Source organism: Candidatus Magnetaquiglobus sp. (assembly GCF_058402785.1).
Genome location: NZ_JBZVFG010000006.1, coordinates 41,001 through 56,460 on the forward strand (window position 1 = coordinate 41,001; position 15,460 = coordinate 56,460).

Consider the following 15,460-nt stretch of genomic DNA (forward strand, 5'->3'; position numbering starts at 1 on the left):
GATCTTAATGCGCGTCCTCGGCGACAAAGGTGATCGTCATGGTCTGGTTGTGCAGCTTGCACTCCGTGGTGGTCGAAAACGGGCTGATCTCGCCATAGGAGTAGAATCCGGTGGTCACGGTCCCCTCGGCCAGGGCCTGGGCCACCACCTCCACCTCCTCGTCCACATGATCGCCCATCACCAGCTTGCGACCCACGCAGCTCACCAGCACCGCCAAACCGGCCCCGCAGTCGCGCACCATGTCGCGGGTGGTCTCGGCGGCGGTCTCGGCGCCGTTCACCAGGGCATCGGTGGAGGCGTGCATCAGACGCAGATAGCCGTGCGGATCGATGTCGCCCGCCAGCACCAGGCTTCCGGCCTGCTCGTCGATGCCGAGGATGGTGCGGATCAGACCCAGGCGGCCATGATCCTCGCCAAGCATCTCGAAAGGAAAGAGCAGTCCCGAGGCGGGCAGATCCTTGGCATAATCGCCCAGATAGCGTTTGTAGACGTTGAGCGCCGGCTCGCCGTCGAGTTCGAAAAGCACATTGCCCGCGCAACGGGTCACCCGTCGCGCCGGTCCGAACGGCTCCCAGCCGCCATAGGACCCATACCCCACCCGCACCGCGTCGCCATACAGACCGATGCCGACCACCCCATCATCGCGTACGCCGTCGTCGTCGAGCACCCAGGTACGTTGAAACGCCCCGCCATCCCCGGCCAGCCCCCCGGTGACCGCCACCGAAGCGTCGATGCGGGAGGTGATCCCGCCGATGATCGCACTGCCGTTCACGCCGAGTCCCTTGGAAAACAACAGGATCGCGCGCAGATCCGGACCGTTCAACCGCTCTCCGATCCGACCGCCGGCGGTCTCCGACTCCTCCATCGCCGCGACCCGTTCGCTCACCAGTCGCAACGTCGTGGCCTCGAAGCGGATCGCGGTCACCACCAGCGCGCCATCGTGTACCTCTTCGCCGGCGATCTCCCCCGCCGTGGAGCAACCCGCCAGTCGGGCGGTCGGAAACGACGCCCGCAACCCGGCATGCAAGTCACCTCGGGCAAAGGATTCCGCCGCGCCGAACACCAGCACCAGATCGGGATCGATCCCGGCCAACTCCCGCAATGCCCCGGCATGGATCATGCCGTCCTTGAATACCCGTTGCCCGATCTTCATGCTGACTCTCCCCGTGGATGATGATGGATTTCCAACGACACTCAACCCCGACGCGCTCCTCGGAAACGGGGAGAATCACGTCCAACATCTTCTAACGAAAATAAACACCGGTCAATCGCTCTTGCGAGATTTTCTAGATCGATATCATGCCCGCTCCACACCGTCAAGCCATGTTTCCAACCGGTGTTCCGCCTCCTTCAAACGATAACGTTTCACCAGTCGGATCATATCGCCCACCGTCTCATCTCCCGGATTGGAGGCCTCCAGACGTTCCAGGATCTCAAGACACAATTTAGGTTGTCGATCCCGCAACGGCTTGACCAGGGAACGGGCCAGGGCCATATCCAGCCCCGTGGCGGATGGGGCCTGCCGCACCGCAGGTTCATCGCCGGGAACAGGCTCCGCTGGAACTGCCAGAACCGCTGGGGCCTCCTCTCCACCCGTCCTTTCTTCCGGCGGCGGCGATTCGGTGCCTGTGGAGCGTCTCAACCGGACCGTGAACCAGAATCGGCTCCCTTCGCCCGGAGTGCTCTCCACCCCGATCGTCCCACCCATGCGGTTCACCAACGCCTGACTCAACGCCAACCCCAGACCTGTGCCCCCATGCCGACGCGCGGCGGAACCATCCCCCTGGGTGAACCGCTCGAAAAGCGGCCCGCGTCCCTCGATCGGCATGCCGATACCGCTGTCGGCCACCTCGAAGCGTACCACCACCTCCTCGCTGGTTCGTTCGACCTCGGAGACCTCGACCCGCACCCAACCCCGGTCGGTGAACTTCACGGCATTGTCCACCAGATTGAACAACACCTGCCGCAAGCGGCGACAATCCCCCACCAGACGATCGGGAAGCTCCCCGACCTGCCGGTAACTCAAGGTCACCCCCTTTTCCAGGGCACGCGCCTCGCAGGGGCGTCCCACGCCACACCACACATCCTCGAGTCGAAACGCCACCCCCGCCAACTCCAGCCGATCGGACTCGATGCGGGAGAAATCCAACAAATCCGTGATCATGCGCGTCAAGGAACGGGCCGCGCCGTAAATCTTGCCCAACATCTCCCTCTGGCGCGGGGCAAGTTCCCCGTTCATGAGAAGCTGACTCATGCCCAGGATGGCGTTCATCGGCGTGCGCAGTTCATGGCTCATGTTGGCCAGAAAGGCGCTTTTGGCGCGGTTGGCGCTCTCGGCCTGATCACGGGCGCCGGCCAGATCGTCGTAAAGCCCGGAGAGCTTGAAACGCATCTTCTCCATGGCTGCTGCCACCTGACCGATCTCGTCCTGGCCCAGAACCGGAACCGGTGTCGCCAGATCCCCGCCGCCGATGCGTCCGCTCACCTGGCGCAGCTTGCGCAGTGGTCGCACGACCAGACGCTGGAGAAAATAGAGAATCGCCAGCCCCATCACCAGCGTGGCACCCATCCCGACCAGAAGCGTGGTGAGCAACAACGCGTCGGTGTCGCGATAGATCTCCTCCAGGGGTTCCACCGCCACGACCACAAGATCCGGCTCCACCGCCATCCCCAACGCCAGGACCCTCTCGCCGCGCAACATCACCTCGCGAGGCTCGAGCCGTGAACGATCCCCGTGCGCCTGACCGCGCGTGAACTCCGGCAGAGGCTCGTTCACCAACTCCTTGCGGTAGGCGAAATGGATCCGTCCCGCACCATCGGCGATCAAATACCCGCCATCCCGACCGATGTGCCGCCGTTCCGCCAGATCGGCGAGAAAGGATGCCCGCATGCTCACCGCCAGATAGCCGCGCGGGGATCCGCTCTCGGTGAGGCGCAATCCCGCCTTGCGCAGGGTCAGGAGCGCCTTGCCGGCCATCACCACCCACTCTCCGTTGTCCGGATGGATGACCATGCGGTGATGGGGGGCGTGCGGATGGCGGGTCAACGCCTGAAAAAAGGGGGAGTCCCCCTCCATCTCGGAGAGGTTCGGCAACTCGAACGAGGTGACGCGGGTGTCCTCATAGCCATCCGGAAGCAGCAATCGCACTTCGAAATACGCCCCGATCGCCCGCTGGTAACCGGAAAAAAGACGAATCAAGGAGGGCTGCAACAGGGTGTAACGCTCCTGCTCGTCTTCGATATCGAGATACTTTTCCAGAATTTCGGAACGGGTGAACACCTCCAGATGGGAGTGCAGCGCCTCCATGCGGTACAAAATGGCGTTTCTGGCGTGATCGAGCGCGTTCTTCAATTCGACGCGCGCCCCCTCCAAACGGGAGTCGCGCAACTCGTCGAAAGCCAGATAGCCCAGGGTCGCCAGGGAGATCATCAGCAGCGGCAAGACCAGCAGCGCCAGACGCAATTGCAGATTCCGGCGCACGTCGGCACGCTCGCCCCCGACGACCGCGGGCTCCCGATCCCCGGACGGATGGATCATGGCTGAAACAACCGCGACACGATGTCGTTGACCCGCCGCTGCATGCGTGGCGCCAACGGACGAATGGTCTCGGAGATCCCCCACACCTCCTCGGGCGGAAAGATGATCGGATCGTTCAGATAGGCCTTGGAGACCTGTTGCATGGCCGTCCTGTTGGGCGTGGCGAAGTGCAGCGACTCCGCGTTGCGCGCGGCCATGCCCGGTTCGGACAGATGGTCGAGGAAGGCCAGGGCCAGATCACGCCGTTTGCTCCCGCCGCCGATCACCAGATCATCGATCCACAACACGCTCCCCTCGCGCGGGTGGAGATAACGGATCGCGGGTTGGAACTCGCTGAGTTTCAAGGCGTCGCCATTGAAAACCATGGCCATCCACGCCTCGCCCTTGACCAGCGGGGCCTCGGCGGTCAGATCGGTGTAGCGGTAGCTCATCACATGGGGTTGCTGCTCCTTGAGCAGCGCCTCGGCGGCCAGCAACTCGACGTTCTCCTCGCTGTTGACCGAAAATCCCAACGCCTTCAACGCCATGCCGACCAGTTCCCGATCCGACTCCATGGCCTGGATGCGCCCGCGCAGCGCTTCGGCGGGACGGAAGAAATCCATCCAGCTCTCCGGTTTGTTCGTCACCTTGTCGTCGCGATAGGCCAGGCCGATGTTTCCCCAAAAATAGGGAATGCCCGGCAGTTTGCCGGAAGGATCCACCTCGGGCACCCAGCGTGGATCCAGGTGGGCGAACTGTTTGAGCCCTCCCTTGTCAATCGGCGTCAGCCACCCCTGCTTGGCGTAGAACGGGAGATGCACCCGATTGACCACGATGACATCGAAAGCGTCGCTCCCCTTGCGCACGATCTGTTGATCGCGCTCCTGATCGCTCTCGAAGAAAATCTGTCGCACCGTCACGCCCTGTTTCTTCTCGAAGGCCGCGATCACCTCCGGATCGATGTAATCCGGCCAGGTAAGCAGGGTCAACTCCCCCTTTTTCGCCTCGGCGAACGCCCGAGGCGCCAGCAACATGCCGGCCAGTCCCAAGGCCGCGCCCTGGAGAACCTGACGACGCCCATACGCTCTTTTTTCCATGCGATTCTCCCTCTTGACTGCAAAAGTCCAAACCTCACCCGTTGCCAAGTCCCATCCCATGGGTCGAACAATCTACCACGATCCATTGGGCGTTGGCCACTTTCACCTTGCGCGTTTTGCCTGTTCAGAGATACCTTATACAACTGAACAATCATGAGTCTCATGCGCATTGCCACCATGAGATCATCCACCATCAGTCAGATCGGAGACAACCCCCATGTACAAAAAAAGCGTCGAACTGCTCAACACGGCGGTCGCGGATGAACTCTCCGCAGTGCATCAATACATGTACTTCCATTTCCACTGCGACGATCAGGGGCTGGATCTTCTGGCCGGACTCTTCCGCCGCACCGCCATCGAGGAGATGATGCACATCGAGCGACTGGCGGAACGGATCCTGTTTCTCAAAGGCGATGTGGTGATGAAGCCCTCGAAAGGGGTGGAGACCGTCCAGGATGTCAAACAAATGCTCGACAAGGCCCGTCGGATGGAAGAGGAGAGCGTCGAGGATTACAACACGGCATCGATGCAGTGCGGAGCCGATTCGATCAGCCGCAAGCTGTTCGAATCGCTGGTGATGGACGAGGAGCGCCATTTTCGGCAGTATGACGACGAAAACGGCAACATCAAGCGTTACGGCGACGATTACCTGGCCCAGCAGTCCATGGAGCGCAGCCGCAACGTGGCCATGGCCGCGGCGGCGATCACCCCCGGCAAGGGTGGCGCGGCCTGAGCCATCCGGATTCCACGTTCAAATCACTCCAAGGGAGCCCCGCGCGGCGTTTGTCGTGGGGCTCCCCTGGGCAGTCCACGGCGAACACGCGCCCCATCCCCACCCCTTTTCCCCTTTCCGGATGACCACTCCCGGTCGCACCCCCTCTCCCCCCATCCCGAATCGCTCGAAAAAACAACAGAAAAAATTGCCCAGAACGCTTTTACGCGATAGCATGGTCCTCAAGAAGTCGCAATCATCGAAACCAGAAAAGATCACATCGAACCAAAAAACAAGATCTCTCCATTTTCATGGCAATATCTTCTCAACATCCACGAGTCCCAACATGATTCTGCAAAGCGGGCAACGCCTCCAGCTCACTCAATTGGTGGATCCGAACTTGCCTTTCGTGATCGGCATGCGCTTCGAAGCCACGAATCTCTCCGTGGATTGTCTCTGTCTCGGCACGGACAAACAAGACCGGGTCAACGATGATCGCTACATGATCTTTTTCAACCAACCCATCTCCCCCTGTGGTGGCATCGCCCTCGCCGTCCCAACGGCAAGTCAGGATGGTTTCGAGATCGACCTCTCCGCCCTTCCCGACTCCATCGCCTCTCTCGTGTTCGCCGCCAGCGTAGAAGCTCCGAAAAACTTCTCAAACATCGCCAGCATTGATATTTTTCTGATTCAGGGAGATTCGATCACAGGGCAATTAACCCTGCCCGGCAATCTGTTCACCCATGGGGAGCGCGCCATGCTCTTCTTGAAGATCTACCGCAAAGAGAATTCATGGCGTCTCAACGCGATAGGACAAGGATTCTCCGAAGGTCTGCAGGCACTGGTCAGCCATTTCAACATCGCCGTTCACGACTCGGACGACACAGCACCTCCACCCCATCCACCCCTCTCCTTGTTGCCACCCGACGACACCCCTGAACCAGATGACGATCCCAGTCAGATCATGCAATTGACAGATTCGATCACACGCACGCTCAACGATTTCCATGTGCGCGGTCATCTGGTGGGTGTTGATTCCGGCCCGATTCTCATGACCTTCAAATGGTCTCCGGCACCAGGGGTCCGGTTGAGCCGCGTGACCACTCTGGAGCCTGAACTCTCCCTGGCTCTCACCTGTCCTGGACTCCGTATCGATCCCTTGTTTCACCATGGCGTGATCGGCATCGAAATTCCCAAGCCGAAACGATCCACCATTCCCCTCCGACGCATTCTGGCATCCCGACACGCCCGCGAAAAACCAGAACCTCTGCTGATTCCCTTGGGGGTGGATACTCTGGGTGAACCCATTTTGGAAAATCTGGAACTCCTTCCGCATCTTTTGATTGCTGGAACCACCCGTTCCGGAAAATCGGTCATGCTGCATGGCATTTTGTGTGGCGTGATGCTGCGCGCCCGCTTGACCGAGGCGCGGATTTTGCTGATCGACCCGAAACGAAATGAGTTCTCCCTGTACGAGGGAGCCCCACACATGTTGGGTCCGATCGTCACCGAAGTACGCCAGGCCCGCAACAGTCTGCATTGGTTGACTGGAGAGATGGAAGCACGTTACCAGGCCATGAATGGAATCGGCGTGCGCAACCTGCAAGGATGGCAGGATCTCTATCGTGATCCGTTACGAAATCCAGAGAAGGAAGGGATCCCGGCACCGCCTCCCTTGCTGTTGGTCGTGATCGACGAATTGGCGGATTTGATGCTGCAAAGCGGAAAGTCCGTGGAAGAACCCCTGGTGCGCCTGGCCCAGATGGGGCGGGCAGCCGGGATCCACCTCGTTCTGGCGACCCAGCGACCAACCCGTGACGTGATGACCGGATTGATCAAATCCAACATTCCGGCTCGCCTGGCATTCAAGGTTACCTCAAAAATGGATTCCCGTATCATCCTGGATGTGGGTGGCGCAGAAAATCTGCTCGGCCAGGGAGATGGTCTGTTTATCGCCCCTGGTCAGGAGTTGCGCCGAATTCAAGCGCCCATGGTCTCTGAAAAACAGGTTCAAGGTGTGATTCGTTTCTTGAAAAACACCCAGCCGTTCATCCCGGATGCCCGGCTCGTGGACTCTTTGACCACCAGTTAACGATGACCAACAACGCCGCTTGCCATGGCCGGAGCAGGTTCCTTTGAAGGTTGAAATGACCACGGGCAGGCCGAACCAGCCCCCCTGGCCATCGGCAGCGTCGCATCGGACACTCATCTTCCACCCAGACGCACGCGAATCGCCTCCTCCTGATCCAGCTCCTCCAGTCGGATCTCCATCTCGTGGATCGCCTCGTCCAGCTCCGGCAGAATGACATCCTCCAAAGCTCGGGCACGCCGTTCGGTGCGACGGTACTCGGCCAGCAACCGGTGCAGATTGCCCGTCACTCCGGCCAACACCGCCGAGGCGCGCAGCAGCTCCACAAACAGCTCCGCGCAGCGCCGCACCCCTGCCGTCACGGCTGCCGCGTCACCACCGCCCACCCCTCCGCTTCCCGCCACCAACCGCACCTCATCCACCAACGGCACGCCGAAAAACATCCGTTCATGCCGCTCGATGCGCGTCGCCTCCCGCGCCCGGACCGACACCAGCTGCAATCCGTGCAGGCCATGCAGGGTCACCGCGTCGGCCAACGCGGCGACCGCCCGGCGATGACATTCCCGATGTTCGGCGTGCAGACGGCGATAATCGGTGAACTGACGCATGATCTCGGAGGCGAGCAGCAGCCGTTTTTCGTCGAGAAAACGATACCCCTCGCGCATCACCTGCCGGTCGTCGCGACTCTCCAGCAATGCGCCGCGGGTGGGGGTGATCTCCATCGGGTCAGGATTCCGAACGCAGGTAGCGTTGAATCTGTTCGTCGGACAAACGGGTCAGCTCCGTGAGCGGCAGGATCTTCAACAACGCCCAGCCGATGGCCATGCTCTCCTCCAACGTGCGCGCCCCCTCGGGTTGGGCGATGAAACGGCGCTCGAACCCCTGCCCGAACTCCAGAAAAAGCCGATCCGTGGTGGTCAATCCCTCGGCGCCTACCACGCTGGCCAGCAACCGCGCCCCCATGGCGCGGGCATAGGCGGCATAAAGCTGATTGGCCAGCGCCGGATGATCGGCATGGGTGAATCCCTCGCCGATGCCATCCTTCATGAGACGGGAGAGACTCGGCAACACCCCGATGGGCGGATGGATGCCGGCGCGGTCGAGCTTGCGATCGAGAGTGATCTGCCCCTCGGTGATATAGCCGGTGAGATCCGGGATCGGATGGGTGATGTCGTCGGCAGGCATGGTCAGAATCGGGATCTGCGTCACCGAACCCGGACGCCCGTGGATACGACCGGCGCGCTCGTAGAGGGTGGCCAGATCGGAATACATGTAACCCGGATACCCCTTGCGACTCGGGATCTCGCCGTGACTGGCCGACACCTCGCGCAACGCCTCGCAGTAGTTGGTCATGTCGGTGATGATCACCAGGACATGCCGACCCTCGTGATAGGCCAGATATTCGGCGGCGGTCAGGGCGAAACGGGGGGTGAGCAACCGCTGGGCGCTCGAATCCGAGGCCAGGTTCAAGAACAACGCGGTATGACCGAGGGCGCCCCCCTCCTCGAGGGCCAGCCGGAACGCCTCGGCCTGATCGAACGGCACGCCGATCCCGGCGAACACGATGGCGAACGGGGCTGTTTCGCCAACCGCGCCCGAATCGTCGGAGCCTTCACGCTCCGCGGCGCGCTCTCCATCCCGGATGGTGGCGCGCAAGCGGGCATGCAGGGCGATCTCGACGGCCAACCGGTTGTGCGGCAAACCGCCTGCGGAGAAGATCGGCAGTTTCTGACCGCGCACCAGACTGTCGAGGGTGTCGATGGCCGAGATGCCGGTTTCGATGAAATCCTCGGGTTTGGCGCGACGCAAGGGATTGATGATCGCCCCGTCGATGGGTGCCTTGACCAACTCCGCCACCGGCGGACCGCCATCGGCCACCCGTCCCACCCCGTCGAACACCCGACCCAGAATTCCCGGTCCCAGGGAGAAGGTGATCGGCTCGCCGATCAGCCGGATGCGCGTTCCGGCCATGGAGAGCCCGGAGGTGGACTCCAGGGTCTCGATGGTCATGAACGACTCATCCAGCGCGGCGATCCGTCCAAGACGCACCCGGCCATCGACGCCGACCACCTCCACGGCATCGTTGAGCCCCACCTCCACCATGCGCCGCACGAAGAGCAGCGGTCCCTCGATGCGGGTCACCGCCTCCTCGAGACTCAAATCCCCCACATGGCGCGTCATGCCCCTCCCTCCCCGCCGGAAGCGGCGTTCAAGGTGGCGAAATCGGCCTCCAGCAGACCATCCAGGACGTCGAAACGCTCGAACTCCTCCTCGCCGATCTCCTCGCCCATGCGTTGCAGACGCCGCGTCACCGACAACCCCGCGATCCGCTCCACCGCGACCCCGGCGGATACCGCGGCCTCGGCACGTTCCATGAAACGGATCAGCAACCCCATCATGCGGATCTGCCTGCGCGGCGAGGCGTACCGATCCTTGGGAGCGAAGGCCGACTGGCGCAGGAACCCTTCATTCACCAACTCGGCGCAAAGCAGCGTCAACCGCTGGGCAGGCGGAAGCGCATCCTTGCCCAGGATGCGCGCCATGCGTTCCAAACGGGTCTGCTCTTCCAAAAGGGTGAGGAAACGACGGCGGTGCCCGGCCCAGGCCGGCGCCCCCTCGTGGCTCCACCAGGCGGCCAGGGCCTCGGCGTCCTCGGAGTAGGAGGCGATCGGATCGATGGCCGGATAGAAACGCGCCTGGGCGCGTTTGCGATCCAGCGCCCAGAAGTTGCGCACATAGCGCTTGGTCTGGGTGGTGACCGGCTCGGAAAAATCGCTGGAAGGGGGACTCACCGCCCCCATCACGGTCAGGGAGCCGCTCTTGCCCGACAAGGTGGTCACCCGCGCCGCCCGTTCGTAGAACTCGGCCAGCCGGGTGCTCAGATAGGCCGGATAACCGGCTTCGCCGGGCAACTCCCCGAGCCGGCCCGACACCTCGCGCAGCGCCTCGGCCCATCGACTGGTCGAATCGGCCATCAGAGCCACCTTCAACCCTTGATCGCGAAAGTATTCCGCCACCGTGATGCCCGTATAGACGCTCGCCTCGCGGGCGGCGACCGGCATGTTGGAGGTGTTGGCGATCACCACCATCCGCTCCATGAGCGGACGACCGGTGCGCGGATCCTCGAGCCTGGGGAACTCATCCAGAACGCCCGCCATCTCGTTGCCGCGCTCGCCGCAGCCCAGATAGACGATCACATCCGCGTCGCACCACTTGGCGATGGTCTCCAACAGCACGGTCTTGCCGGTGCCGAAGCCCCCCGGCACCATCGCCTTGCCGCCGCGCGCCACGGGAAACAGGGTGTCGAGGATTCTCTGTCCGGTCAGAAGCGGCGGTCCGACCGGCAAACGCCTGGCCACCGGACGGGGATGGCGTACCGGCCACGCATGGCTCATGGCGATCTCGATCGCCTCGCCGCGCCCGTCACGCAGTTGGCAGACGCCCGCCAGGTCGTCATACTCCCCGGCGGGCGCCACCGAGATCACCTCCCCGGCCTTGTCCGGCGGGATCAGGCAGAGCTGTTCCACGCTCCCCTCGAGCAGGGCGCGCGCCACGCCGAAACCATCTCCACCCTTCAAGATCCGGCCCGGCTCGACCCTCGGCGTGAAAAAGAAGCGTCCCGGCGGAAGTTGGAACCGTCCGGGCACGAGAAAATCCCGTCCCTCGCCTCCCAACGAACGCAGCAGACCATCGAAGATGTGACCCAGCAAGCCCGGTCCGAGCCGCACCGACAACGGAGTACCCCGACCCACCACCGCGTCGCCGGGCTTGAGTCCGGTGCCATCCTCGAAGAGCTGCACGGTGATCTCGTCGTCCCGCATGCGGATCACCTCGCCGAGCAACCCTCTCCCGCCGACGTGGACCGATTCGTGAACGCAAAACGGCGCACGGGTGGTGGCCCGCAACACCGGCCCGCTGATCCAACGAATCATGGCTTCGTTCATGCATCCTCCTTGGCGCGGCTCCGAATGGATAAGATTCGAGGGGATACGGCCATCCCGCTACCCGGCTCGGATCTCGGCCAGGGTGATGTCGTCATCGTGGGTGCTTTTGCCGGCATGGGCGTTCAGACGGTCGATCAACAGCTCCAAAGGGGTTCCCTGGGCCACGATGTGGCTCAAGGTCTCCTCCAACCGTTCGCCTCCGAACTGCACCTCGTTGGCGTCGATCGCCTCGATGATGCCGTCCGAATACAAATAGATCCGATCCTCCGGCTCCAGATCGATGATCATCGGCTCGGGATCCTCGCTCCAGGGAACGATCCCCAGGGCCAGCATGTTCGAGGAGAAACGGTCCAGAACCGCACCCCCGCGCAGACGCGGAACATCCGGCATGGCGGCATTCCAGAGCCAGGCCCGACGCCGGTCCGCGGAGATCTCCGCCAGACAGGCCCCGAAAAAAATCCCCGTGGGCATGCGGGCGTTGAGTTGCTGGTTGATCTCCTTGAGAAGATGCCCCCCCGATTCGCCACGCTTGACCCCGGAGATGAACAGATGCCCCACCAGCGGTCCGCCGATGGCGGCGGTGAGTCCGTGACCGGTGAAATCCCCAAGCAGTACCAGTTGACGACCATCCGGAGCAAACGAGGCGAGCAGTTGATCCCCCGCCGTGGTTTCCACCGGCGTGACCAGACAACGCAGATAACGGTCGTCGAGGCGATCCGCGCGGCGCATCTTGACGATGATCTGTTCGATCAACTCGCGCTCCTCGGAGAGGAGACGGTTGCGGTCGTCCAGTTCGCGATGGGCCTTGCGCAAGGCCAGATGGGTGGTCACCCGCGCCAGAACGATGGGGATGCTGAACGGTTTGATGATGTAATCGACCGCGCCCAGGGAGAGCCCGTTCAATTCGTCCTCGACCTCGGATTTGGCGGTGACGAAGATGACGGGAATGGCGCTGGTGACCGGATCTTCCTTGAGACGACGACACACCTCGTAGCCGTCCATGCCGGGCATCATGATGTCGAGCAGAACCAGATCGGGCAAGGGCTGAACACGGGCGGCACGCAGGGCGATGGCGCCGTTCGGGGCGGGACGAACCTGGTAGTGATCGATCAGCGCCCCTTTCAACACATCGATGTTTTCCGGGGTGTCATCCACGACCAGGATGATCGGTTTGTTCTTATTGGAAATTTTAGTCGCGCGCACGGTGCATGAATATTCCACGTCGTGGAGTGTTGAGCAGAAGGCGCCAAAACAAAGAAGATCTCCAACCCGAGTCCGAGGGCTGGAGATCTTCGCTTGCGACAAAGTTCATGGCGACCGCTTGCGTTGGGGCGCGAAACGGGGATGGATTCCCCACGGACCCGCACCACGGATTCCTTGGGGAGTCCGCTTCCACGAGAGCGTGGTGGAGTGCCCCCCATGCAGGTTCTCACAAACATGCACGATGGGGATAGCCCCGTTCACCCCTCCGACCGTGGATCTTCCTGACGGGAACGCCACGGCAACCTGCCTGACGGAGGAACGCCCTTCACCCCTCCGATCGTGGATTCCCTGACGGGAACGCCACGATCGAGATGGGATTGACGTTGCGCTTCCCGATCCGTGCGACTCCCCTGGGGCGTTTCGCGGTCGAAAAGAAGCGTGGTCTAGGACGAACCACCCGCCACGGAGGAGCGCCGGATTTTCTTGCGCAGACGGCGGACCGCCTCGGCTTTTTTCCGGCGTTTGCGCTCGGAAGGTTTCTCGAAGAACTTGCGCTTCTTCATCTCCCGAAACATGCCTTCCCGGATCATCTTCTTTTTCAGAACCCGAATGGCCTGATCCACATTATTGTCGTAAACGTCAATCCTCACAGAAGATCACTCCTCCTTTTGTTTCCGAAACCGGACAATGGACCCTGATCAAACCTGTTCCCGATCCTTTTCGGGAACATAAAATCAGACGATGATAATCCATCCGCAACGAATGTTCAACCCCTTATCCGCGCATTCTCAAAATTCAGGATGACCAGGGCCGAGTCCCCCGCAAAAAGCCATTTCCGGCAAAAGTGTCCCAGAATTTATGATAAGGTGAATGCCATGGCACACGGATGCCGTCCTGGAGGATGACGGACCATACCATGAAAGCCAAGATTCCCCATTGCATGACAGTGTGCAATCTGACCTGATTTTTTATTGCATTCTGTTCATTCCCAATTAAAATAGACAGGATCATCGCCTGCCTGAAAAACGGGACGATGCCGACAAATCATTATAAAAAAACCAAAAATTACGGAGGAAGTCAAACATGAAGCGTTTCACAATGTTTGCTGGTGTTATTGGTCTTGGAATGATGTTTGCAGCCGGTACGGTCATGGCCGGCGCGGACGATGTTGCCTGGGTGCAGAAATGCATCCGTGACAACAACCGCGAAGGCCAGTCGCAAGCCACCGTGGCCATTTATTGCACTTGCATGAACAACAAGATGTCCGACAACGAAACCTTGTCCATCACCGCGTGGGAAAAATCCCACCCCACTGAGATGGCCGAATGCGAAAAAGAGGCCGGCTGGAAGTAAGACCGGTTGATGAAAGCGGTCGCAACGCCTTGCAAACCGATCCGCAGATAAATCCGTAAATCCGGAATCGGGGAACACTATACCGTTTTCCTTTATGGCGATAAATTTAACCGGTATAGTGTCCCCTGATTTTCGGTATAGTGTCCCCTGATTTTCCCTAGTGTCCCCTGATTTTCCCCTGATTTCGGGTAATCCCCTGATTTCGGGCGTCCAATGATTTTAGTGTTGATTTCGTAAGCACCTGATTTCGTTAAGCGTTCACCGACTTCCGCCCTTATGGCGATAAATTCAACCGGTTATAGTGCCCCCCGATTTCCACGTACCAAAAACAGGGCTGATGCAAAGGGATTTCTCTTCAGTGTTTCAGAATTTTATTTTTCCTTCACGCCCATGATTCAATCCCTTTACTCTGGAAAGCTGTTCCAGTGTCCCCAACAGGATCAGATTGTCCTCGCTGCGCAGTTGGGTATCCGGGGCGGGGTTGATGGTCAGATTGTCCTGGGTCGGTCGGTTTTGCGCCGCATGACGAATGCCGATCAGGTTGACTCCATAGATGGTTCGCAACTCCAGATGGCTGATGGTCCGTCCTACAAAACTGGTCGGACAGTAGATGTCGATGATGGCCACATTGTGTCCCAGGGGAATACTTTCGGCCAAATCGGGATGAATCAAACGTTTGGCGATGCGCAAGGCCATGTCCCGTGGAGGAAAAATAACCTCAACGGCTCCAAAGGTCTGAATCGCCTCGGCCTCTTGTTCGTTGTCCACCTGAACCAGCAGACGGGTGACTCCGTGTTTCCTCAGGGCGTGGGTGACCAGCACGGTGGAATCGAAATGGTTGCGCAACGCCACGATGGCCGTGTCCACCTCGAACGCGCCTACCGCCCGCATGGCATCGGCATTGACGGCATCACAGCAGACCGCTTTTGAGGCGTTATCCCGGATCAGATTGACCCGTTCTTCATCCCGGTCCACGGCCAATACATACGCCCCTTCATCGATCAATGCCTTGGCCACCCGACTGCCAAAGGTTCCCAGCCCGACCACCAGAAAAGAATGTGACATGATTTTCTCGCCTCAGCCAATGTTGACGTTTTCTTCTGTGAACGTGTAGTTGATTTTGGATGTTTTACCAATCAGAGCGCTGGCAGCCAGCAGAGGTCCGATGCGACCCACGAACATAAGCAAGCTGATGATGACCTTGCCCCCAGCAGAAAGGGTTGTGGTCACGCCGGTGGATAAACCAACGGTGCCCAAAGCGGATACCACTTCAAAAAGATGGCCCAAGAACAGATCTCTGTCGGTTTTGCTGAAAGGATGTCCCGTCTCTGTCACTTGCAGCAAAAAGACACCGATGATGATGGCCAGAACATACCCCGTGACCACCAGTATGGCCTTGTTGACGGTCTCTTCAGGCACGGTGCGTTCCAGACACTCCACCCGTGGCCGATTGCGGGCTTTGGAATGCAACAAGGCATAACAAACGGCGGCGGTGGTGGTTTTCATGCCTCCGGCCGTGGAACCGGGAGAGCCTCCGATCGCCAT

General features: G+C 60.6%; 12 protein-coding genes and 1 pseudogene. 3 read left to right on the plus strand and 10 right to left on the minus strand.

What is annotated here, in order from left to right:
* Positions 1-4: 4 nt before the first annotated feature.
* From ACV4UY_RS03480 to ACV4UY_RS03490, 3 genes are all read right to left on the minus strand, one after another.
* Positions 5-1,153, minus strand: a complete 1,149-nt coding sequence (locus tag ACV4UY_RS03480; protein WP_491606264.1) for an FIST signal transduction protein — start codon at positions 1,151-1,153, stop codon at positions 5-7.
* Positions 1,154-1,297: 144 nt separating this feature from the next.
* Entirely contained in the window at positions 1,298-3,538 is a 2,241-nt protein-coding gene (locus ACV4UY_RS03485; RefSeq protein ID WP_491606265.1) for a PDC sensor domain-containing protein, read from the minus strand.
* On the minus strand, positions 3,535-4,614 hold the full coding sequence (locus ACV4UY_RS03490; protein ID WP_491606266.1) for an ABC transporter substrate-binding protein: 1,080 nt from the start codon (positions 4,612-4,614) through the stop codon (positions 3,535-3,537). The genes ACV4UY_RS03485 and ACV4UY_RS03490 overlap by 4 nt, the downstream gene beginning before the upstream one ends.
* Positions 4,615-4,831: 217 nt before the next feature.
* Between ACV4UY_RS03490 and ACV4UY_RS03495 the strand changes: the two genes are divergently transcribed.
* Complete coding sequence (locus tag ACV4UY_RS03495; protein ID WP_491606267.1) at positions 4,832-5,347, plus strand: bacterioferritin; 516 nt, start codon at positions 4,832-4,834, stop codon at positions 5,345-5,347.
* 325 nt (positions 5,348-5,672) lie between these two features.
* Positions 5,673-7,418 carry a DNA translocase FtsK gene (locus ACV4UY_RS03500; RefSeq protein ID WP_491606268.1) on the plus strand — a complete coding sequence of 582 codons (1,746 nt, stop codon included), beginning with the start codon at positions 5,673-5,675 and terminating at the stop codon, positions 7,416-7,418.
* Positions 7,419-7,531: 113 nt separating this feature from the next.
* Here ACV4UY_RS03500 and ACV4UY_RS03505 read toward each other — a convergent pair whose 3' ends face one another.
* The 5 genes and pseudogenes from ACV4UY_RS03505 to rpsU form a co-directional block, all read right to left on the minus strand.
* Positions 7,532-8,137 carry a V-type ATP synthase subunit D gene (locus ACV4UY_RS03505; RefSeq protein ID WP_491606269.1) on the minus strand — a complete coding sequence of 202 codons (606 nt, stop codon included), beginning with the start codon at positions 8,135-8,137 and terminating at the stop codon, positions 7,532-7,534.
* A 4-nt stretch (positions 8,138-8,141) separates the two neighbouring features.
* The gene (locus ACV4UY_RS03510; protein WP_491606270.1) at positions 8,142-9,596 is read right to left on the minus strand and encodes a V-type ATP synthase subunit B; all 1,455 of its coding nucleotides are present in this window, start codon (positions 9,594-9,596) and stop codon (positions 8,142-8,144) included.
* Positions 9,593-11,359: a V-type ATP synthase subunit A gene (locus tag ACV4UY_RS03515; RefSeq protein WP_491606271.1), complete on the minus strand. Its 1,767-nt coding sequence runs from the start codon at positions 11,357-11,359 to the stop codon at positions 9,593-9,595. The genes ACV4UY_RS03510 and ACV4UY_RS03515 overlap by 4 nt, the downstream gene beginning before the upstream one ends.
* Positions 11,360-11,416: 57 nt before the next feature.
* Positions 11,417-12,562, minus strand: a complete 1,146-nt coding sequence (locus ACV4UY_RS03520) for a SpoIIE family protein phosphatase (RefSeq protein ID WP_491606272.1) — start codon at positions 12,560-12,562, stop codon at positions 11,417-11,419.
* Between the two features lie 325 nt (positions 12,563-12,887).
* Positions 12,888-13,152, minus strand: a pseudogene (gene rpsU / locus ACV4UY_RS03525) (30S ribosomal protein S21).
* Between the two features lie 493 nt (positions 13,153-13,645).
* Here rpsU and ACV4UY_RS03530 point away from each other — a divergent pair.
* Positions 13,646-13,915, plus strand: coding sequence for a hypothetical protein (locus tag ACV4UY_RS03530; RefSeq protein ID WP_491606273.1), 270 nt, complete (start codon positions 13,646-13,648; stop codon positions 13,913-13,915).
* A gap of 363 nt (positions 13,916-14,278) precedes the next feature.
* Here ACV4UY_RS03530 and ACV4UY_RS03535 read toward each other — a convergent pair whose 3' ends face one another.
* Positions 14,279-14,980, minus strand: coding sequence for a potassium channel family protein (locus ACV4UY_RS03535; protein WP_491606274.1), 702 nt, complete (start codon positions 14,978-14,980; stop codon positions 14,279-14,281).
* Positions 14,981-14,992: 12 nt separating this feature from the next.
* Positions 14,993-15,460: potassium transporter TrkG (locus tag ACV4UY_RS03540; RefSeq protein WP_491606275.1), on the minus strand; the 468-nt coding region annotated here is incomplete at its 5' end.

What these genes read in the sequence shown, in the direction of transcription:
- ACV4UY_RS03480 (WP_491606264.1), bottom strand. Translation starts at nt 1,153, where the DNA reads ATGAAGATCGGGCAACGGGTATTCAAGGACGGCATGATCCATGCCGGG.
- ACV4UY_RS03485 (WP_491606265.1), bottom strand. Translation starts at nt 3,538, where the DNA reads ATGATCCATCCGTCCGGGGATCGGGAGCCCGCGGTCGTCGGGGGCGAG.
- ACV4UY_RS03490 (WP_491606266.1), bottom strand. Translation starts at nt 4,614, where the DNA reads ATGGAAAAAAGAGCGTATGGGCGTCGTCAGGTTCTCCAGGGCGCGGCC.
- ACV4UY_RS03495 (WP_491606267.1), top strand. Translation starts at nt 4,832, where the DNA reads ATGTACAAAAAAAGCGTCGAACTGCTCAACACGGCGGTCGCGGATGAA.
- ACV4UY_RS03500 (WP_491606268.1), top strand. Translation starts at nt 5,673, where the DNA reads ATGATTCTGCAAAGCGGGCAACGCCTCCAGCTCACTCAATTGGTGGAT.
- ACV4UY_RS03505 (WP_491606269.1), bottom strand. Translation starts at nt 8,137, where the DNA reads ATGGAGATCACCCCCACCCGCGGCGCATTGCTGGAGAGTCGCGACGAC.
- ACV4UY_RS03510 (WP_491606270.1), bottom strand. Translation starts at nt 9,596, where the DNA reads ATGACGCGCCATGTGGGGGATTTGAGTCTCGAGGAGGCGGTGACCCGC.
- ACV4UY_RS03515 (WP_491606271.1), bottom strand. Translation starts at nt 11,359, where the DNA reads ATGAACGAAGCCATGATTCGTTGGATCAGCGGGCCGGTGTTGCGGGCC.
- ACV4UY_RS03530 (WP_491606273.1), top strand. Translation starts at nt 13,646, where the DNA reads ATGAAGCGTTTCACAATGTTTGCTGGTGTTATTGGTCTTGGAATGATG.
- ACV4UY_RS03535 (WP_491606274.1), bottom strand. Translation starts at nt 14,980, where the DNA reads ATGTCACATTCTTTTCTGGTGGTCGGGCTGGGAACCTTTGGCAGTCGG.